The organism is Brevibacillus brevis, assembly GCF_001039275.2.
Taxonomy (GTDB): domain Bacteria; phylum Bacillota; class Bacilli; order Brevibacillales; family Brevibacillaceae; genus Brevibacillus; species Brevibacillus brevis_C.
In genome coordinates, this window is sequence record NZ_CP030117.1 from 519708 (window position 1) to 540000 (window position 20293).

Genomic DNA, 20293 nt, shown 5'->3' on the forward strand with positions numbered 1-20293 from the left:
TAAACGACGAAGAATGAGCGCAGGAGGACAGGTATGGAGCTTACGTTGATGATCCAGACAATCGCCCAAGATACGGGTGTCAAACCTCACCAGGTGGAGCGCACGGTTGCCCTTTTGGATGAAGGAAACACGGTTCCTTTTATTGCCCGCTACCGCAAAGAAATGACGGGGCAGCTAGATGAAACACAAATTCGAGCGATTGAGGAACGCGTTCGCTATTTACGCAACCTGTCAGTGCGGAAGGAAGAAGTCGTTCGGCTCATCGATGAGCAAGGCAAGCTGACGGACGAGCTGCGCACAGCAATTGAACGTGCGACAAAGCTCCAAGAGGTAGAGGACCTGTACCGCCCTTACCGCCAAAAACGCCGCACGCGTGCAACCATGGCCAAGGAGAAGGGACTAGAGCCGCTTGCCAACTACCTCATGAGCTTACCGAAAACGGGGAATCCGGAAGAAGAAGCAAAACTATACATCAACCCGGAAAAAGGCGTAGAGACGACTGAGCAAGCTCTGCAAGGAGCAATGGACATTGTGGCGGAAATTCTGTCTGATGACCCAGAAATTCGCCAGTGGGTCCGCCAGCGCTCGGTTCAAAAAGGATTGCTTCTGACGGAGCAGAAAGCCGAAGAAGCAGACGAGAAAAATGTATACCAAATGTATTACGCATATAGTGAGCCTCTGAAAAAGGTCGTTCCACATCGGGTACTGGCCATCAATCGGGGAGAGAACGAAGGTATTTTGAAGGTTTCTATTGAAGCGCCTGTCGCAGAGATTTTGGCTTGGATGCAAAAACGCATACTTCCTCGTGATACCGTTGCCCGCGATCTGCTAACATTGACAGTCGAGGACGCGTATAAACGTCTGATAGCCCCTTCTATTGAACGAGAGGTGCGCGCTGAGCTGACAGAGGCAGCCGAGGAACGTGCTATTCACATCTTTGCAGAAAACCTGCGCAATTTGCTGCTTCAACCGCCTGTAAAAGGAAAAGTCGTACTTGGGGTTGATCCGGCGTTTCGAACAGGCTGCAAGCTCGCCGTTGTAGACGAAACCGGCAAACTGCTGGAGGTTGCCGTCGTTTATCCGACCCCTCCGGCCAATAAAGTGGCTGAAGCTACAGTGAAAGTGAAGCAGTTGATCGAAACCTATGGAGTTACGGTTGTTGCGATTGGGAACGGTACAGCTTCGCGGGAGACAGAACAGTTCATTGCCACGCTACTGAAAGAGCTGAAGCGAGAGGTAATGTACATCATCGTGAACGAGGCAGGTGCATCCGTGTATTCCGCATCTACCCTGGCCAAGGAAGAATTCCCGGACCTGGATGTAGCAGAGCGAAGTGCGGCCTCTATTGCACGTCGCTTGCAGGACCCGCTCGCTGAGTTGGTCAAAATCGATCCGAAGTCCGTCGGGGTCGGTCAGTACCAGCACGATGTTTCACAATCGAGGCTGGCAGACAGCCTACAGTTTGTGGTTGAGTCTGCCGTAAACCATGTCGGAGTAGATGTGAATACCGCTTCCCCTTCTCTATTGCAGTATGTATCAGGGATCAGCCGTCAAGTAGCAGGGAATATCGTGAAAAAACGGGACGAGATCGGGAAGTTCACGGAACGCTCCCAACTGAAGGCAGTTCCGCGCTTGGGTGCCAAAACGTATGAGCAGTGCATCGGGTTTCTCCGTGTGATGGATGGAGCGAATCCACTGGACAAAACACCGATTCACCCGGAATCGTACGATGCGACACACCAGTTATTGTCGATGCTGGGCATTAGCGCTCAGGAGATCGGCAGTGAGAACTGCAAGGAACGCGTGCAGTCTTTGGATGTAAAAGAGACCGCTGCGAAGCTCGGGATTGGTGAGCCTACGCTGCAAGACATTGTGGACAGCCTCTTGCGTCCTGGTCGCGACCCGCGTGACGAGCTGCCAAAACCACTCTTGCGAAGTGATGTCCTCCAGTTGTCTGATCTGAGTGTGGGCATGAAGCTGCAAGGGACTGTGCGCAACGTGGTCGACTTCGGAGCGTTTGTGGATATTGGTCTGAAAAACGACGGTCTCGTGCACATTTCCCGTTTGAAGAAGGGCTTTGTGAAACATCCACTTGAAGTGGTGACTGTTGGCGATATCGTAGATGTATGGGTAGTAGAAATTGACGAGAAACGTCAGCGTGTAGGGATGACCATGATCGCGCCAACGGAAGGATAAGAATGAACTAAAAGGCGGCCTCCTGTCAGTCAGGGCGGCCGCCATTTTTTTCTAAATATAAGAACCAGCAACTGTTGAGCACACGAATTTGGCGAACGTCCTTTCCATTAAAGGCACGTTGCAACTGCCTGCGCATCCATTGTGGCATGAAAGTACCTCCTGGAGAGATTCGTCTATAGGCAATGTATGCGCCGAGACGAGCAGGAGGTGCCTACAATTTTCATTTACTCTTCTTCTTCGTGCAAATATTCCAATTGGGCTTGCAGGGCACGAATCTCTGTCAATAAAGAGATGAGTGGATACTCTGTCTCTTGTAGGGCAGCGAAGCGGCGCTCCAGACCACTGACGTACTCCAGACCATCCACGATCGAAAGCTCGTTTCCTAACCGTTCCACATCCGCACAGTCTGCCAGAACCGTAGGCAATTCTGGGCGCTCTGTGATCGTCAATTTGTCAATTTCCTTGTAAAGTCGTTTCAATAGAGCGATTAATTGATACATATGCGTTTCGGGCAACGAGACAAACTGTAGTCCGTCACTGGACTGCAATAACAAATAGCGCATGAGCTCCTCCACCATTCTGTCTATCGTTTAAACGGTCACAACCATTTATTTGCACATAGTGTAGCCTATCTGTCTGGCACTTTTCAACTGGAACTGCTATGGTGAAAAGAAGGAAGCGGAGGAGATGAGATGACCGATTCGGAACTGCAAATGCTGGTAGAGCAGATATCCAGCGAATTTTTTGCCAAGCCCTTTCGCCATCAGGCCCGCTTTAACAGCAGATTGCGCACCACTGGCGGCAGGTACTTGCTGCGCTCGCATGACATTGAATTGAATCCGAAGCATTTGCAGGAGCATGGTGTGGAGGAATTGATTGCGATCATCAAGCATGAGCTTTGCCATTATCATTTGCACATAGAAAAGCGCGGGTATCGTCACGCTGATCTGGATTTTCAACTGCTTCTGCGTCAGGTGGGGGGAAGTCGATACTGCCAACAGGTAGGAAACGGTCGGACAACCCTGCCATATCGATACGAGCTGGTATGCAAGGCATGTGGCATGAGCTACAAACGCAAACGAAAGATGAACCCGAGCCGTTATCGTTGCGGACGCTGCAAAGGAAAGCTGCTGCTGCACGAGCTAACGACGTAAAGAATCAGAGGAGGTTGGCTTTCTTGCGCGTCTTTTGACAGCAGGGGTATAATGAACAGACGAAAAATGTTTTCCGCGAAGGAAAAGGAGCGTTTGAAGTGGCACACGACGAATTTTCCCTGATCCGGCAATGGACAAGTCGTTCTGCGGGGCAGGAAGGGAACGGTTTAACCGTCGGGATAGGGGATGATGCCGCTGTCTTCTCCCCAGCACCAGAAATGGAAGTCGTGGCCTGTTGCGATGCGATGGTGGAGACGGTTCATTTTTTGAAGAAAACGATGAATCCTAGTGATATCGGATATAAGGCTGTTATCAGCAATGTGAGCGACGTTGCAGCGATGGGCGGGGTTGCCCGGTACGCGCTTGTCAGTATCGCGGTAAGTCCGCAATGGACGCCTGACGAATGCCAGCAAATCTATGAAGGTATTTACGAGGCTTGTCTGGCATATGGAGTTCGTGTCATTGGTGGCGATACTGTTTCTGCGCCTGATGCCCTACACCTGAGTGTTACCGTTTTGGGTGAGGTGGAAAAAGGGCGTGCCATTCGTCGTTCACAAGCAAAGCCTGGGCAGCTTGTTTTTGTTACAGGGCATGTCGGAACTTCTGCAGCAGGACTACATCTTCTCCTGCAAGGAGAGACTGCTGAAAGAGGTGTCTCTTTACCTTGGGAGACATTGATGAATGCCCATCAGCGTCCCGTTGCCCAAATAAAGGCGGGCAGACTGCTCTTGGAATCAGGGGCATGCAGTGCGCTAAATGATGTAAGTGATGGGCTGGCGTCAGAGCTGTGGGAGATTGCCGAGGCGAGCGGCGTATCGATTTTGGTCGATGCTGCAATGGTACCGATCCATGACGAAGTTCGGGAGTATGCACGGCACGTAGAGAAAGATCCGCTGGAATGGGCTTTTTATGGCGGTGAAGATTATCAATTGGTCGGAACGCTTGCGAAAAGTCACTATGAAGCCGTAAGCAAGCAATTTGCCGCTAGTGGTGTACCGTTTACTGTCATCGGTGAGGTGGTAGGAAAAACGCATGAGCCAGAATTGATGCTTCAGCGCGATGATCAACAGCTCCCGTTACCCAAAGCGGGATTCAACCATTTTAGGAGTGGATGAAAGAGATGAGCTATACATGGAGGCTCACGGGAGCGCAGGAGACGCAGCGCTTTGCCGAGCAACTGGCAGGTCTGCTTGAACCAGGTGACTTCCTCGCGATGGAGGGTGATCTGGGAGCGGGCAAGACGACTTTTACCCAGGGGTTGGCCAAAGGACTAGGAGTCCGACAAGTAGTGAACAGTCCGACCTTTACTATCATAAAAGAATATCAGGGGCGCTTGCCGCTTTATCATATGGATGTCTACCGGGTAGGCGATGATCCAGACTCTCTTGGTCTGGACGATTACTTTTTTGGAGAAGGTGTCTGTGTCGTAGAGTGGGCCTCTTTGATCGAGGATGTCCTGCCGACAGATCGGATGACCGTCTTCCTGCGTAGAGAAGGGGAGGAACAGCGGATGATCGAGCTGGTTCCTCAAGGGAATCGTTATGTGAAATTGTGTGAGGAGTTTGATTTTGATGCGCGTACTGGCGATTGATACATCGAATCTGGTGCTAAGTGTAGCTGTGGTAGAGGAAGAGCGGGTCTTGGCAGAAATGACGACGAACCAGCAAAAAAACCATTCCGTGCGTCTGATGGACTGTGTCAGTGAACTGCTCGATGCAACAGGAACAGCGCCAGAGGATCTCAGTGGTTTCGGGGTGGCAAACGGACCGGGCTCCTATACAGGTGTAAGAATCGGCGTTGCCTCTGCGAAAAGCATGGCTTGGTCACTGAATGTGCCAGTCATCGGTGTATCCAGTCTGGAGGTAATCGCCATGAATGGAACAGGCTTCTCTGGATTGATTGTACCGCTGTTCGATGCGCGCAGAGGTCAAGTGTATACCGGCTGTTATCGTTCCGATGGCATGGAGGCGGTACGAGCGCAGTCCACAGAACAAATCATCCTGTTGCGAGAATGGCTGCCACTGTTGCGAGACCTGGCGCAAGGAGAGCCGATCTTGTTCTTGGGTGAAGATGTAAGGCTGCATCGGGAGACGATTGTGCAAGAGCTCGGGAATCAGGCGCAATTTGCTTCTCCAGCGTTCAATCACCCGCGTGCTGCCCATATCGGCTATGTGGCACTGCGCAAGCTACAAGACGGCACAAATGCGCATGAACTGGTTCCGGAGTATTTGCAACTGGCAGAAGCAGAAGCGAAGTGGCTTGCCCAAAAGCAGGCGGGGGCCGTAAAGGAGTAAAAGCATGAGTCAACCAATCGATTTGGAATATCGTTATATGACGATGCAGGACGTTGGGGCTGTGGCAGAGCTGGAGCGCTTGGCTTTTACAACTCCATGGCCGCATGATGCATTTGTCAACGAGCTGACGAGAAATCCAAATGCACGCTATGTAGTCGTCGTTCACCAAAATCGGGTTATCGCTTATTGCGGCATGTGGATCGTGATCGATGAGGCACATATTACAAATATCGCTGTCCATCCACTATATCGAGGAAAAAAGGTTGGATTGGCACTGATGATCAAAATGATGGGTGTTGCCAAGATGCAGGGTGCCCATAGCATGACGCTGGAAGTTCGACCTTCGAACACAGTCGCACGAAACATGTATATCAAGCTCGGCTTTAAAGAGCATGGGCGGCGCAAGGGATATTATTCGGATAACAATGAGGACGCAATCATTATGTGGGTGACATTGTAATGAACAAGACGTATACGTCGCGCTACGAGAAGCGCATACAACAAAAATACGAAGCACATAGGGAATCAGGTGCTCCTACTTATATTTTAGGAATTGAAACGAGCTGCGACGAGACATCGGCTGCTGTCATCCGTGATGGTCGAGAGGTGCTGTCGAACGTCATCGCTTCCCAAGCCGATATCCATAAAAGGTTTGGTGGGGTCGTGCCGGAGGTGGCTTCTCGCAGACATGTAGAGAATATTACGCTTACCATCGAAGAGGCACTGACCGAGGCCGGGAAAACGCTGGATGACATCCAGGCAATTGCGGTGACGTACGGGCCTGGGCTTGTCGGAGCCCTGTTAGTTGGTGTGGCAGCAGCAAAAGCCATTTCCATGGCCAGAGGCATCCCGCTAATTGGTGTCCATCATATCGCGGGTCATATTTACGCGAATCGTCTGGTGCAAGAAATGGAGTTTCCGCTGATCGCACTCGTCGTATCGGGCGGGCATACGGAGCTTGTCTGGATGAAGGAGCACGGTCAGTTCGAGATTTTGGGGGAAACGCGAGATGACGCTGCAGGGGAAGCGTATGATAAGGTAGCACGAGCGCTGAACATGCCGTATCCAGGCGGACCTCATATTGATCGCCTTGCACATGAAGGGGAGGCAAATGTACCGCTCCCTCGTTCATGGCTGGAGCCAGACTCCTACGATTTCAGCTTCAGTGGCTTGAAGTCAGCGGTGCTCAATACCTTGCACAATGCTGCTCAGCGAGGAGAGACGATCGAACCGGCGAATTTGGCTGCGAGCTTCCAAGACTCTGTAACAGAAGTACTCGTAGAAAAGACGATTCGGGCAGCTCGTTCTCATGGAGCGAAGCAGGTATTGTTGGCTGGGGGCGTTGCAGCCAATCGTGGATTACGTGAGAGACTGCAAGCGAGGTGTAAGGCAGAAGGAATTCCGTTGGTGATTCCACCGTTCTCACTATGCACAGACAACGCTGCGATGATTGCAGCAGCAGGCTTTATCAAATATGAAAAAGGACAGTTTGAAGGGCTCGATCTGAATGGCGTGCCAAGTTTGTCGCTTTCAGAGCAATAGATGTAAATGCAAGAAGGGACTATCCAAGCCGGATAGTCCCTTTCTTTTTTACTTGCCGCCACGTACCTTTTCGAAAAAGGGTGCGGCTTTTTGGGGAAGTATCTCTTCAAACTGCTTTCGTTCCTCAGCAGTCAGCCGATCCTCGTGCATCACCCCGTTTTCATCGGTGATCTTTATTTTCAGATCCATGAGTTGCTTCATGATCGCCGAAAACTCCGCGTACTCTTCTTCAGTCAGCTTACTTTTTGCTTCCTGAAAGAATTTCTCGATTTCCTGATAATCCTCCTGTGTTCCACCACGCTCGATGATGGTTTTCGATGACCCGAAGATTTGATCAGCTAAATAAGGTGTCGCCAGGGCCGCTGTTGGGATCAGGATAGCCACTGCTATGATTCCACTTATCAAACGTTTTTTCATGGATAATCTCCCTTTCTTTTGCAAGAAGTCATTTTGATAGGAGAGGTACACACGACTCTCGATCTCGGGTGGGGTTTTCAACGATTCAGCATATTGAAGAAGCTCATCGCGTAGTTGTTTGTCTATGGACATAAGAGTCTCCTCCTGTGAATTCGCAATGCTTGCGTAGCGCCTTCAGTGCCAGATGATGCCTGGATTTCACGGTACCCAGCGGGATTTGCAGCAACTCGGCGATTTCATCCAGAGCATAATCGTGAAAATAGCGCAGAATGACCACTACGCGTAGCTTGTACGAAAGTGTACGAACGACTCTGAGCAATTCGAGCTGTGTCTCTGATTGGATCACTGCGGAATCTGCCCAATCAAATTGCGCTTCGTACATAAGGCGGTTTCGTTCAAAGAGCCGTATTCTTCGCCAAGCCTTCCTTTTCCAGTCCTGCACCTGACGAACGGTGATCCCGTGAAGCCAAAATCGAAATGGCCGACTCTGATCATAAGTGTGAAAAGAGCGCCACATACGAATATAGGTCTCGTTCGTGATGTCTTCGATGTCTTGCTTGTTGTAGACAAGAAAAGCGATCGTACGATGAACATCGGTGTGCGTGGCTTGATAAACGACGCGAAAAGCTGCTTCGTCTCCCGTCAGCATTTTTTCCAGCCAAGGGAGTAACTCTTTATCATTCATGGGGGCCCCTCCAGAACGTATTACACCCTTATATTCGCTAACAGAGGCAAAAAGGTTCAGTTGTTTTTCGTCCTTCTACCTACGATTTATCCACATCATAGGATAACTTTCTGGATTGTTCACATATACTCCTGTGAATACTGGTGATAACACGAGAAAATGACCGGGAAAACCGCTTATACTCTGTGGATTATTCTGTGGAAAATGTGGATAAAAAAGTCGAGTTATCAACAGGAGGGGGACTCGTGAGAAAGAAACTCGCGCTGATTTTCTTGTCGTTCCTGATATTGTTTCTAGCTACAAATATAGGAAAACCATTGGTAGCAAAGGAAAAACAACAGGTCATCATGCTGTTTGTGGAGGGGATGTCATTTCATGATCTGGAGCAACTCAAAAAGTTATCTACTGTGGATAAATGGTTGGATGATGCAGGAGCTGGAGCTCTGTCCATAAGAACACCCGGATCGCGTACTGCCGCAAACGGCTACCTGCTCATGGGGAGTGGTGGTCAAGCGCTTTACTCTGAAAGGAGCGGGACAGGCTATCATCCGTATGAAGTACTCTCGTCCAGGGAAACAGCGGGTGAACGGGCGCAAGAGCTAGGTGGTGATCAGGCGCAGGAGGTGGCGCACTCCTCGATCATTTTTCCGGGTATTTTCCGGCTCTTGGCAGATAATCGGGAGAAACCGTATTCTGCGCAAATCGGGCTTCTTGGAACCGTGCTTGCTGCAAAAAACATTCAGGTCGCTTTATACGGAAACGGTGACTATGAGGATATCCGCCAGAGACATGCCGTTCTGTTTGCGATGGATCAGCAAGGAAGAGTTCCGACAGGGGACATTTCTATAAATAGCATGGAGCTCCTTCGCGGTTATCCGTACGGAATCAAGACAAACTACGCTTACCTGCTTGAGAAAATCCACAGCGAGCGTCAAGCGGGCTTGATCATTGCTCAACTCTCAGATTTGTCCCGGTTATATCAGTTGAGTGCGGAAATGGACCCAGGTCAGTTTACCCGGCAGTATCACCGTGTTTTGCGTGATTTGTCCCTTTTCCTTGACCAACTCCTTGTGGAACGTAAACCATATCAACGCATTGTATTGGCATCACCAGCAGTCAATCATGTGGCGGCAAAAGAAAAGGCTCTCCTTACTCCGGTGCTCATTTGGGGAGAGGAAGCGAGTGGAGTTTTGACATCAGCTACCACCAGGCAGTCGGGATTAGTCAGTGGACTGGATATGGTACCAACAATACTGTCCTGGCTGGACGTACCCGTACCCAAAGGGTTGGCTGGTCATGTCATACGTGTCGAAAAAGGCAATGGTCTTACTGCCCTTCAGAATCAGGTAGGCGAGATTCATCATACGTATGCGACACGGCCAGCAGTGCTCTATACCTTCGTCATGCTGCAGATTGTCATTGTAGGGTGTGCGGTTGTTCTTTGGTGGTTTGGGCGGAAGAGAGAAGGGTCAGGATTTTTGCGGCTGCGTAGAGGAATACGACTTGCGCTGCTGGCTTTATTATGGTTTCCCGCATTACTTTTGGCGGAGAGCCTGCTCGACTGGCAAGTTTCTGGCGCGGTTGTCTTAGGGGGACTCATCATGACTGCCCTGATCGCGGCTTTTTGGCAGGAAGCCCATGCTCTCCAGCGAATCGTGATGACAGTCAGCGGAGTGACGACAGCCATTCTGCTGGTGGACGGATGGACTGGCGCTCATTTGATGCGGCAATCGTACCTCGGGTATGATCCGGTAATCGGAGCGAGGTTTTACGGGCTAGGAAATGAATACGAAGGGGTCCTGATCGGCAGCACGATCATGCTGGTGGCTTCGCTGTACGAGAGAATGCGTGGGGGACAAAAGGAGCTAGGTCGGGAAAATAAATGGTTACTTGCAGTCTCTGTAGCAATGTACAGTATCGTGCTTTATTACATGGTGGCACCTAGCCTGGGAACGGACGCAGGCGGTTTTCTTGCGGGACTGATCGGATTTACCGTGGCATTGTCACGCCTTGAGGGCTGGCGAATCGGCAAAAAAGGCCTCCTGCTGTTGGCAGGCGGCCTGGTTATGGGTGTATGCAGTTTGATGGCGATCAGTCTCATGTCAGATCAGCCCTTGACCCATGTCGGACGGCTTTCTCAGCAGATTGTACAAGGGGAATGGTCCGAGGTAGGGCAGATGATTGAACGCAAGCTGGCGATGAATCTCCGCTTGATTCGCGTTTCCATTTGGAGCAAAGCATTTGTCGTCTCCCTGATTGCACTAGGCGTTCTCGCTTTGAAAAACGACCGCTTTTTGCACCATCTGGCGAAGGACACACCATACTTGGTCAAAGGCTTTGCGGGTGTCATTGTCGGTGCACTGGCTGGGCTGATACTCAATGACTCGGGCATCGTCACAGCAGCTACCTGCATTACCTTTCTAGTGGTTCCTGCTCTCTATGCTGCCTTAGAGGAGCCTGTGCAGGAGCGCTGTTCGACGTGAGGATGGGATTACTCTTCTGATAGCGCGCTCCACTCGTCATACAACTGCTCCAGTTCTTCTTTGGCAGCATGGATTTGATCGTTGCGTTCTTTTGCCTGCACATGATCACTATAAATTTCCGGGAGACAGAGCTCTTCTTCCCATTTGACAATGTCAGCCTCTCGTTTTTGAATTGTGACCTCAATCTCTTCCAAACGGCGCTGACGTTGACGTTCGCGACGTTTCGCTTCCTTATCTAGCTCATAAGAGGATTTCTCAGGCTGTGCCGCTACGGTACCGCCTTGTTTTTTTACGGGCTGCGCTGCTTGTTCGGCTGCGAGCTCCTCCAGTTCCTGCTTTTTCTCCACGAAGTAATCGTAGTTACCCAAATAGCTGGTCACGCCATCACCTGTCAGTTCTAGGACGCGGGTGGCAATCTTGTTTAAGAAGTAACGGTCATGGGAGACGAACAGGATCGTACCTGGATAATCATAGAGGGCATTCTCGAGCACTTCCTTACTGAAAATATCCAAGTGGTTCGTCGGCTCGTCGAAGATCAGGAAGTTTGCTTGCTTCAGCATGAGCTTTGCCAGAGAGACGCGTGCACGTTCTCCTCCAGACAGGTCGCTGATCTTCTTTTGTACATCATCACCGCTAAACAAGAAGTTGCCGAGCAAGGTGCGGACGTCCTTTTCCAGCATGTTCGGGTATTCATCCCAAATTTCGCCGAGTACTGTATTCCGTTCGTTCAGGTTACGATGCTCCTGGTCGTAGTACCCGATCGTTACATTGCTCCCGAAATGAATATCGCCGCGCAGCTTAGGCAACTGTTCTACAATCGTTTTTAACAGTGTCGATTTCCCGATACCATTGGGACCGACCAAGGCCACACGCTCCTCGCGCTCGATTTCAAACGTAAGACCCTGAGAAAGAACAGCATCCGGGTAGCCAATCGCGACGTTGTTTGCTTTCATCACAATGGTGCCGCTCATTTTTGCCACATCAAAGGAGAAGTGGACGGATTTGTTGTTCATAATCGGCTTGTCCATGCGGTCCATCTTTTCCAACGTCTTGCGCCGGCTCTGCGCTCGTTTGGTCGTCGTAGCCCGAGCGATGTTTCGCGCGATGAAATCCTCCAGCTTGGCGATCTCTTCCTGCTGCTTTTCGAATCGCTTCAAATCCTGTTCGAGCCGAGCCGCCTTTTCATCGAGAAAGCGGCTGTAGTTACCGACATAGCGGGTAGCGCGTGTCCGCTCGATTTCATAGACAACGGTCACGAGCTTGTCCAGGAAGTAACGGTCATGGGAAACGACGAGAATGGCGCCCTGGTAGTTTTGCAAATACGTCTCCAGCCAAGTCAGCGTCTCGATGTCTAGATAGTTCGTCGGCTCATCGAGAAGAAGAATGGTAGGAGATTGGAGCAGCAGCTTGGCTAGTGCCAGACGAGTCTTTTGTCCGCCGCTCAATGTGCGGATCGGTGTCGTGTAATCGAAGTCCGCGAAGCGCAGACCGTGCAAAACCCCACGAATCGCACCCTCGTAGCTGTAGCCGCCTTTTTCCTTAAAGGCCTCCGAACGGTGAGAGTAATTTTCCAACAGTTGCTGGTAACGCTTCTCATCAGCGAGAATAGCCGGATCGCCCATTTTAGCCTCGAGCTCACGAAGCTCCAGCTCTTCTTTTTGCAGATGGGAAAAAACGCTCAACAGCTCATCCCAAATCGATCGTTCCGATTCAAGGCCGCTGTTTTGTGCCAAATACCCGAGAGTAACATCCTTTGGAATACGGATAATTCCTTTGTCGTAGCTTAGCTCGCCGGCGAGGATCTTCATCAGAGTCGATTTTCCTGCACCGTTTACGCCAACCAGACCAACCCGTTCCCCGGTTTGAATTTGCAGGGAGATGTCTTGTAGAATGGTTTCGATACCATACGTTTTCTCTATATGTTCAGCTTGTAGCAAAATCATCGGATTCACCTCTTTATATACTAATGCCAGTGTAGCCTAGAGAGAGCGCATGGGACAAGCCTCGCGGGAATGTCCCAAGCACGTTACGAAAGAGGGAAGAGGTTGTCATGGACCAAAAAACGAATAAAAAACAGCTGCGAAGCCATATTTTGGAGAGACGCAAGTCCATGTCTGCAAAGGAACGGGAGCAGCTTTCCAGGGAAGTATGCGATCACCTGCTGTCTCATGAAAGGCTGGCTGATGCCAAAGCAATCATGGCTTTCCATCCTTTTGGCGATGAACTGGATATTCTGCCCTTTCTACATGAGGCAAAAAAGCGAGGCCAAGACATATGGTTACCGTTCACCAATGTTGCCGAGAGACGTCTCATTCCGTATCGGTATACAGGATCACACATGCTAAAGCAAGGCGTCTACGGGATTTGGGAGCCGGACCCTGCCCTGGCAGAGGAAGCGGACGTATCACATTTGGATGCGATCGTTGTTCCTGGTGTTGCTTTTGACAGCAAGGGCGGACGAATGGGGTATGGCGGTGGTTATTATGATCGCTTTCTGGCAACGCTGAAAAAGCTCCCGTTCTTGGTTGGAGTCGGCTTCTCTATTCAGATTGTGGAGCATGTGCCGCTAGAGCCTCATGATGTTTTGCTAGATGCAGTTGTCACCGAAAAAGGTCTTCTGCATTTTTGAATGTTTTGTGTCAGCAGCTTTTTCATGCCTTCTCCAGCCGCGAATGGTGCTATCCGCCAAGGAAAAACGACGAGACGTTTTTGACAGAAAAGTGTACAATACTATCGAATGAGAAACCGGAGGAATGTATCGTGAGCAAATGGAAGGTAGGCGTTATTTCTGCAAGTGATTCGATTGCCAGAGGAGATCGTGTGGACGATCGTATGCCAATCGTTCGTCATCTGACAAGGGAATGGCTTCAAGTAGATGTCGCTGTATACCGTGCCGTTAGTGATGATATGGAAGATTTGCAAGAACATATGATTGAGCTCGTAGACCGTGAAAAATGCGATCTGTTGATTGTTACCGGGGGTACGGGACTTAGCCCGCGTGACGTTACGCCAGAAGTGACAGCATGGGTCATTGATAGACCAGTCCCAGGCTTGGCCGAAGAAATGCGCCGTGCTGGTTTGCAGCAATCCCGTCGAGCGATGCTGACCCGTGCAGTTGCGGGAACGAGGGGGAATTCGTTGATTATCAACCTCCCTGGTAATCCGAAAGGCGTAGAAATCTGTTTCAATGCGATTGGCGATATGCTGTCCGACGCTTTGCACATTTTGCAAGGAACGGGAGAAGCAAACGAAGATTGGGGAGGATTGCATTGGTAGAAAAACCTCAGATGCGGGAAGTGCCAGTGCGTGAAGCGATCGGAATGATGCTTCCTCACGATATGACGCAAATTTTGCCTGGAGAATTTAAAGGACGCTTGTTCAAAAAAGGGCATGTTGTCACAGAGGCGGATATTGAGCCGTTGTTGTCCATTGGCAAAGAGCATATTTACGTGCTGGAGATGCCAGAAGGCTACATCCATGAAGAAGAAGCGGGCATTCGTATCGCGAAGGCCGTTTCCGGACAAGGCTTGACCTTGACGCCTCCTTATGAGGGCAAGGTGTCGATGAAAGCCGCGAGAACAGGGTTAGCCAAAATCAACGAGGAAGCTGTCCATGCGTTGAACAAGCTCGAAGGAATTGCGTTCTCCACGATTTACGGCGATCAGGTCGTCCATCCGGGCCATACATTGGCGGCTACACGAATCATCCCGTTAATTATGGAAGAGTCTCGAATCATCGAGCTGGAGCAACTGGCCAAACAGTTTGACGAACCGATTGTACAAGTAAAAACGTTTCAGGATAAAAGAGTGGGGCTTGTTACAACAGGGGGAGAAGTTTTCTCTGGCAGGATTGCAGACAAGTTCGGTCCTGTCATTCGAAACAAGGTGGAAGCTCTCGGTTCTACGGTCGTAGACCAGCGTTTTGCGCCAGATGACAAGGAAGCGATCGAACAGCAGATTCACTCGTTCCTCGATGAAGGGGTCGATCTGATCTTGGTCACGGGCGGGATGTCTGTCGATCCGGACGACCGCACGCCAGGAGCGATTGCAGGAGTAGGAGCGGAAGTAGTGCGCTACGGTACGCCGATGCTACCGGGCTCCATGCTAATGGTTGCTTACAAAGGCGATGTACCGATTCTCGGATTGCCGGGAGCGGTCATGCATGAAACGTTTACTTCCTTTGATGTGTTTTTGCCGCGGATTTTGGCTGGGGAGCGAATTGTTGCCTCTGATATGACAAGACTCGGATATGGTGGTTTACGAAAGTGCTAGCTGGTTAGACTGGCAAATAACAAAAGCAAACGACTTCACTAGAAAAAGGAGTGAACACGTATGAGCTCAATCGGGATTCCTGGATTAATCTTAATTTTAGTTTTAGCCTTGGTGCTTTTCGGTCCGAAAAAGCTTCCAGAACTGGGGCGTGCGGTAGGTCATACTTTGAAAGAATTCAAAAATGCTACGCGTAGTCTGACAAGCGACGATGAAGACGACGATGAGGAGAAAAAGCGCAAGGAGCTCGCCTCCAAAGAAGCGTCTGTCAAAACAACACCGGTTGTCGCTGATAAGGAAGCGGCGGATCGGGAGCGAATTGAACGCGAGGTTCGTGAAAAAATGGAACGCGAGCGCTTGGAAAAAGAAATCCGCGAAAAGCTGGAGCTAGAGCGCCTGCAAATGGAAAAAGAGCAGAAGAACGCGTAACAGGTAAGGTTGGTGGTTACCATGAAGGATCAGGAAATGACAGTGGTAGAGCACCTGACGGAACTGCGCAAGCGCATCATATGGGTGCTGGCCGTGTTTATTGTCGCATTGGTCGTCGGTTTTTTCCTCGCCGGTCCACTCGTGGATTATTTAAAGCAAGAACCGATTGCGGATGGCGTGCCCATTGTCTCATTGCATCCGTCAGACGCACTTCGTGTTTACATGCAGGTTGCCTTCCTTGTGGGCGCTGTCATCACACTGCCTGTAGCACTTTATCACGTTTGGCGTTTTGTTTCGCCAGGGATGGAAGTACAGGAAAAGCGAGGGACGCTTTACTTCATCCCAGCAGCTTGTTTTCTGTTTATCGTTGGTATCCTGTTTGGCTACTACGTCGTTTTCCCGATGGTCATGCAGTTTATGACCAGTATTACAGCATCGATGGGCGCAGACCCGAACTACGGAATCGCGCAATACTTTGGGTTCATGTTTAATATGGTCATTCCGTTCGGGATACTGTTCCAGTTGCCGATTATCGTCATGTTCCTGACGAGACTGCGTATCCTCAATCCAATGAGGCTGGCAAAGGCACGGCGCTACGCTTACTTTGCACTGGCTGTAGTCGGGATTACCTTGACGCCTCCTGAGATTGTCAGCGATATTCTCGTGATCATCCCTTTGCTGCTTCTGTACGAGCTGAGCATTTGGCTATCCCGTATTGTTTATCGCAAGCAATTGAAAGAACAAGAAGCGTGGGAACAAGAATACGGCAGTTTGGAAACAAACGAACCCGTTCAATAACGAATATGAGAAAAAGTCTTCTGTCCCGAGTGGCAGAGGACTTTTTTGTTATTCCGGCAGAAAATGGGAAATACTACGGAGGTTATGATCCGGGAGGTGCTGAATATGTGGCTGATCGTATGTTTGGCGTTGCTCTTTTCTGGGAGTACGGCTAATGCCGCCGGGCTGGGGGAGCCTATCGAACTGTTTGATACGGACAAGCAGCGCGTTGTGGCCAGCTTTGAAAATACAACTGGTTTTCAGGAAGAGGCCCAGCAGATTTTGCAAAGTGTGAGCGGACGGGTCTTGGAGTATAATCCATCGTTGGATTCCGCCATGATCGTAAAAATTCCGCTAGTCCCCCCAAAGCCGATAAAGCTAAAATCCGCTAATCTTGACGCGATGATTGCAGAGATGTTTGTCATCATGCCCAAAAAAGGGGAGCGTCGTCCGTGGCTGATTTTGCACACGAAGGAATATGAAACGGTCGTTGTGGAGTTTACCGAAAAAGTTGACCAACTGAGGGAGCAAGTGAAATTGCCGTAAAGCGGCGCTTCTTCTTGCAAAAACAAGCCCGGTCGTCCATAAAAAGAGACGAAACCGGGCTTTTCGATTATTTCATGGGGGTGAGGAAGGTTTGGGTGAAGTAGTCTGTATAGACGCCCACTCCTAACTGGGTGAAGCCTTTTTCGAGTACGTTTTTGCGATGGCCTGGACTGTTCATCCAGCCTTCATGGGCTTCGATCGCATCCGTGTAGCCTGCTGCAATATTCTCCCCGGCCATACTGTAAGCGAGAGAGGCACTTTTCATGCGGTCAAATGGATTACTCCCGGTAGTCGCAGAGATGTGGTCGAAGAAGTTGTTGCCCTCCATGTCCATGCTGTGTTTTCGTGCCACATCGGCAGCTTTTTCGTTCCATTGCAGGGGCGGAAGCTTGTATCGGTAGCGGGAAACATTGACCAGATCGAGAATTTGCCGCTCGGATGCAGCATTGACCTGCTCTCGTTCGCCGACACGAAGTGGCGGGGGATCAAAATTGGGTGCCTGACCTTGATAGGTCCATTTCGTTTCGTAAAAACTGCCGCGTAATAGCATTTGCGTATCCATTATACGTACGGCGGTAACCTTGTTGCCATTTTGCTTGTCCAAATAGTAAATGTAGGGGGTGCCGTCTTTCATGACGAGAGGGCGTTGTTGCTTTTGATTGGTAATCTGGATTTGTGCCCCCTGAAAAGAGAAAGAAACAATGTTTTGTACACCCAACTGACGCTCCAGTGATTGCTGGCTGGTGCCAACTCCGATGTTTCCGAGCTTTGCTGTCGGAGCGAGAGAGTACACATCGACGACTTTGTCATTTGCGATGCCGACTTGAATGTATCGGGCTGGCTCGCGATTGTACACCCACCATTGATAGCCGAGACTGCTTGGCTCTTTGCGAGCAGGCTCACCTAACAGTTTGTGTACTTCCTCAGAAGACATGCCTAGACCTATGTCAAAAATCGTATTAGGCTTCTCCACTCGAATGGGTACCGCAGGTGGTTTGGTTGTCGCAGGTTTATGGGGAAGCGCTATAGAGGCAGGCACTGCATCGGGTATAGTCTGTTTTTTAGGCTGTCCGATGGAGAGTTCAGGAGATTGACCGACCCACGCGGTTTGGGAAGTTTCATCCCAACCGATAGGCTTATTCAAGTGGCGACTGATCATGGATAGAGGTACATATAGCGTTCCTTCGTATTCGAAAGCAGCTGGTATTTCCTTGCCTTCCTCCGTGTTATACCGGGGTTTTTCGCTTGCGACGATTTCACGGCCATCCCAATAGATGGAGGCGGGGGTAAGGTTGACCCGTATAAAGGAAGTAGTATCCGAAGTGAAGAGACGGCTGATTCCCAAGACTCCCAGGGCAATTAAGCCAATCCAGAGCCATTTGTGCATGGAACAATTCCCTCCTTGGCGAGCTTGCCTGATTCTATGTTTCATTTATATGAGCGTGTCCGAATACTAGAACCTTTTTGCTAGAGAATGCAATTTGCTAGGAGGAAGAGTAGTCAAGCAGTTGCATATGGAAAAAAGTGAGGGAAACTACTTGCAAAGTACATAGTGATTCATTATTATAGGAATTGGGTGTTAGCACTCATAACAGTCGAGTGCTAACAACAGAAATATTGTTTACCTACATTTTTTGAGGAGGGTGTTTTTAGTGCTTAAGCCATTGGGTGACCGTGTGGTAATCGAAGCTATCTCCAAAGACGAAACGACTGCAAGCGGTATCGTTTTGCCTGATTCTGCAAAGGAAAAACCGCAAGAAGGCCGCGTAATCGCAGTAGGTTCTGGCCGTGTTGCTGACAACGGTGAGCGCATCGCTTTGGAAGTAAAAGAAGGCGATAAAGTAATCTTCTCCAAATACGCTGGTACTGAAGTAAAGGTAGACAACAAAGAATACCTCGTGCTGCGCGAATCCGATATCCTCGCGATCATCGGTTAAGGCTCTTGACATAGGAAATCGAACGAATAAACACATAACAGGAGGTTGAGTTTAGATGGCTAAACAAGTCAAATTCTCTGAAGACGCTCGCCGCTCCATGCTCCGCGGTGTTGAAACTTTGGCAAATGCGGTTAAAGTAACCCTCGGTCCAAAAGGCCGTAACGTGGTTCTTGAGAAAAAATTCGGTTCTCCGTTGATCACTAACGACGGTGTTACTATCGCGAAAGAAATCGAGCTGGAAGATGCTTACGAAAACATGGGTGCGCAACTGGTTAAAGAAGTTGCTACCAAAACCAACGACATCGCTGGTGACGGTACAACAACTGCAACTGTACTTGCTGCAGCTATGATCCGTGAAGGTCTGAAAAACGTAACTGCTGGCGCTAACCCAATGGTTATCCGTCGTGGTATGGAAAAAGCAGTTCGTGCAGCTGTAGAAGAAATCAAATCCATCGCGAAGCCGGTTGAGAACAAATCCTCTATCGCGCAAGTAGCTGCTATTTCCGCTGACGATCCAGAAGTAGGTAACCTGATCGCTGAAGCAATGGAAAAAGTGGGCAAAGATGGTGTAATCACTGTTGAAGAATCCAAAGGATTCGTAACAGAGCTGGAAGTAGTAGAAGGTATGCAATTTGACCGTGGCTACGCTTCCCCTTACATGATCACTGACACTGACAAGATGGAAGCGGTTCTGAACAACCCTTACATCCTGATCACTGACAAAAAAATCTCCAACATCCAGGAAGTTCTGCCTGTACTCGAGCAAGTCGTACAAAGCGGCAAACCACTCCTGATCATCGCTGAAGATGTTGAAGGCGAAGCGCTCGCTACTCTCGTAGTGAACAAACTGCGTGGTACCTTCACAGCTGTAGCGGTTAAAGCTCCTGGCTTCGGCGACCGCCGCAAAGCTATGCTGCAAGACATCGCTGCTCTGACTGGCGGCGAAGTGATCACGGAAGAGCTGGGTCTGGACCTGAAATCCACTAAGCTGGAGCAACTGGGCCGCGCTGGCAAAATCGTGGTTACAAAAGAAAACACAACTGTTGTTGAAGGTGCTGGCGACAAGGCTTCCATCGAGGGCCGCGTAACCCAAATCCGTCAACAAATCGAAGATACTACTTCCGATTTCGATCGCGAAAAACTGCAAGAGCGTCTGGCTAAATTGGCTGGCGGTGTAGCAGTAATCAAAGTCGGTGCAGCTACTGAAACCGAACTGAAAGAGAAAAAACTCCGCATCGAGGACGCTCTGAACTCTACTCGCGCAGCAGTAGAAGAAGGTATCGTACCTGGTGGTGGTACTACTTTGATCAACGCAATCAAAGCGGTTGAAGCGATCAATGTAGGTGGCGAAGAGGCTGTAGGTGTACAAATCGTACTTCGTTCCCTGGAAGAGCCAGTTCGTCAAATCGCTGCGAACGCAGGACTCGAAGGTTCTGTAATCGTAGAGCGTCTGAAAAAAGAAGCAGTGGGCATCGGCTTCAATGCTGCAACTGAAGAGTATGTAAACATGCTCGAAGCTGGTATCGTTGACGCGGCGAAAGTTACTCGCTCCGCACTGTCCAACG

At 50.0% G+C, this 20293-nt stretch carries 22 protein-coding genes (1 of these 22 running past the window's edge); 16 read left to right on the forward strand and 6 right to left on the reverse strand.

Annotated features, from left to right (window positions below; all coding sequences use genetic code 11):
- Positions 1-33: 33 nt before the first annotated feature.
- Entirely contained in the window at positions 34-2196 is a 2163-nt protein-coding gene (locus AB432_RS02930) for a Tex family protein (RefSeq protein ID WP_048036231.1), read from the forward strand.
- 25 nt (positions 2197-2221) lie between these two features.
- On the opposite strand, the gene cmpA is transcribed toward AB432_RS02930, so the two are convergent.
- Entirely contained in the window at positions 2222-2344 is a 123-nt protein-coding gene (cmpA, locus tag AB432_RS02935; protein ID WP_012684250.1) for a cortex morphogenetic protein CmpA, read from the reverse strand.
- 76 nt (positions 2345-2420) lie between these two features.
- Positions 2421-2759, reverse strand: a complete 339-nt coding sequence (locus tag AB432_RS02940) for a hypothetical protein (protein WP_012684251.1) — start codon at positions 2757-2759, stop codon at positions 2421-2423.
- Positions 2760-2888: 129 nt separating this feature from the next.
- On the opposite strand from AB432_RS02940, the gene AB432_RS02945 reads away from it, so the two are divergent.
- From AB432_RS02945 to tsaD, 6 genes are all read left to right on the forward strand, one after another.
- The gene (locus AB432_RS02945) at positions 2889-3350 is read left to right on the forward strand and encodes a SprT family protein (protein ID WP_048036232.1); all 462 of its coding nucleotides are present in this window, start codon (positions 2889-2891) and stop codon (positions 3348-3350) included.
- Positions 3351-3448: 98 nt separating this feature from the next.
- Positions 3449-4465 (forward strand): thiamine-phosphate kinase, encoded by a 1017-nt coding sequence (thiL, locus tag AB432_RS02950; protein WP_048036233.1) that lies wholly within the window; start codon positions 3449-3451, stop codon positions 4463-4465.
- A gap of 5 nt (positions 4466-4470) precedes the next feature.
- Positions 4471-4941 (forward strand): tRNA (adenosine(37)-N6)-threonylcarbamoyltransferase complex ATPase subunit type 1 TsaE, encoded by a 471-nt coding sequence (gene tsaE / locus AB432_RS02955; RefSeq protein WP_048036252.1) that lies wholly within the window; start codon positions 4471-4473, stop codon positions 4939-4941.
- The gene (gene tsaB / locus AB432_RS02960; protein ID WP_048036234.1) at positions 4922-5644 is read left to right on the forward strand and encodes a tRNA (adenosine(37)-N6)-threonylcarbamoyltransferase complex dimerization subunit type 1 TsaB; all 723 of its coding nucleotides are present in this window, start codon (positions 4922-4924) and stop codon (positions 5642-5644) included. The genes tsaE and tsaB overlap by 20 nt, the downstream gene beginning before the upstream one ends.
- Before the next feature lie 4 nt (positions 5645-5648).
- Entirely contained in the window at positions 5649-6104 is a 456-nt protein-coding gene (gene rimI, locus AB432_RS02965; RefSeq protein ID WP_047074036.1) for a ribosomal protein S18-alanine N-acetyltransferase, read from the forward strand.
- Positions 6104-7186: a tRNA (adenosine(37)-N6)-threonylcarbamoyltransferase complex transferase subunit TsaD gene (gene tsaD, locus AB432_RS02970; protein ID WP_048036235.1), complete on the forward strand. Its 1083-nt coding sequence runs from the start codon at positions 6104-6106 to the stop codon at positions 7184-7186. Before rimI ends, tsaD begins: the two co-directional genes overlap by 1 nt.
- A gap of 48 nt (positions 7187-7234) precedes the next feature.
- Here the strand turns inward: tsaD and AB432_RS02975 are convergent, their stop codons facing one another.
- Both AB432_RS02975 and AB432_RS02980 read right to left on the reverse strand, forming a co-directional pair.
- Positions 7235-7735 carry a DUF3600 domain-containing protein gene (locus AB432_RS02975; protein WP_048036236.1) on the reverse strand — a complete coding sequence of 167 codons (501 nt, stop codon included), beginning with the start codon at positions 7733-7735 and terminating at the stop codon, positions 7235-7237.
- Positions 7707-8288, reverse strand: coding sequence for a sigma-70 family RNA polymerase sigma factor (locus tag AB432_RS02980; RefSeq protein WP_048036237.1), 582 nt, complete (start codon positions 8286-8288; stop codon positions 7707-7709). Before AB432_RS02980 ends, AB432_RS02975 begins: the two co-directional genes overlap by 29 nt.
- Before the next feature lie 245 nt (positions 8289-8533).
- Between AB432_RS02980 and AB432_RS02985 the strand changes: the two genes are divergently transcribed.
- Positions 8534-10771: a hypothetical protein gene (locus AB432_RS02985; protein WP_048036238.1), complete on the forward strand. Its 2238-nt coding sequence runs from the start codon at positions 8534-8536 to the stop codon at positions 10769-10771.
- An 8-nt stretch (positions 10772-10779) separates the two neighbouring features.
- Here the strand turns inward: AB432_RS02985 and abc-f are convergent, their stop codons facing one another.
- Positions 10780-12714: a ribosomal protection-like ABC-F family protein gene (gene abc-f / locus AB432_RS02990; protein WP_048036239.1), complete on the reverse strand. Its 1935-nt coding sequence runs from the start codon at positions 12712-12714 to the stop codon at positions 10780-10782.
- 107 nt (positions 12715-12821) lie between these two features.
- Here abc-f and AB432_RS02995 point away from each other — a divergent pair, with 107 nt between their 5' ends.
- The 6 genes from AB432_RS02995 to AB432_RS03020 all read left to right on the forward strand — a co-directional run bounded on the left by AB432_RS02995 (position 12822) and on the right by AB432_RS03020 (position 16791).
- Positions 12822-13400, forward strand: a complete 579-nt coding sequence (locus AB432_RS02995) for a 5-formyltetrahydrofolate cyclo-ligase (protein WP_048036240.1) — start codon at positions 12822-12824, stop codon at positions 13398-13400.
- A gap of 131 nt (positions 13401-13531) precedes the next feature.
- Complete coding sequence (locus AB432_RS03000; protein ID WP_048036241.1) at positions 13532-14047, forward strand: MogA/MoaB family molybdenum cofactor biosynthesis protein; 516 nt, start codon at positions 13532-13534, stop codon at positions 14045-14047.
- Positions 14041-15042 carry a molybdopterin-binding protein gene (locus AB432_RS03005; protein WP_048036242.1) on the forward strand — a complete coding sequence of 334 codons (1002 nt, stop codon included), beginning with the start codon at positions 14041-14043 and terminating at the stop codon, positions 15040-15042. The genes AB432_RS03000 and AB432_RS03005 overlap by 7 nt, the downstream gene beginning before the upstream one ends.
- Positions 15043-15102: 60 nt before the next feature.
- On the forward strand, positions 15103-15468 hold the full coding sequence (gene tatA / locus AB432_RS03010; RefSeq protein WP_048036243.1) for a twin-arginine translocase TatA/TatE family subunit: 366 nt from the start codon (positions 15103-15105) through the stop codon (positions 15466-15468).
- A 21-nt stretch (positions 15469-15489) separates the two neighbouring features.
- Positions 15490-16266, forward strand: a complete 777-nt coding sequence (gene tatC / locus AB432_RS03015) for a twin-arginine translocase subunit TatC (RefSeq protein WP_048036244.1) — start codon at positions 15490-15492, stop codon at positions 16264-16266.
- 105 nt (positions 16267-16371) lie between these two features.
- Complete coding sequence (locus tag AB432_RS03020) at positions 16372-16791, forward strand: hypothetical protein (RefSeq protein WP_048036245.1); 420 nt, start codon at positions 16372-16374, stop codon at positions 16789-16791.
- 67 nt (positions 16792-16858) lie between these two features.
- Here the strand turns inward: AB432_RS03020 and AB432_RS03025 are convergent, their stop codons facing one another.
- Complete coding sequence (locus AB432_RS03025) at positions 16859-18178, reverse strand: CAP-associated domain-containing protein (protein WP_048036246.1); 1320 nt, start codon at positions 18176-18178, stop codon at positions 16859-16861.
- A gap of 265 nt (positions 18179-18443) precedes the next feature.
- Here AB432_RS03025 and groES point away from each other — a divergent pair, with 265 nt between their 5' ends.
- Both groES and groL read left to right on the forward strand, forming a co-directional pair.
- Positions 18444-18728: a co-chaperone GroES gene (groES, locus tag AB432_RS03030; RefSeq protein WP_007721023.1), complete on the forward strand. Its 285-nt coding sequence runs from the start codon at positions 18444-18446 to the stop codon at positions 18726-18728.
- A 55-nt stretch (positions 18729-18783) separates the two neighbouring features.
- A protein-coding gene (gene groL / locus AB432_RS03035) for a chaperonin GroEL (protein WP_017246591.1) crosses the window boundary here: on the forward strand, positions 18784-20293 show its 5' portion. The gene runs 122 nt beyond the window's last position; only the first 1510 of its 1632 coding nucleotides appear in the window; the start codon lies at positions 18784-18786; its stop codon lies beyond the right edge, outside the window.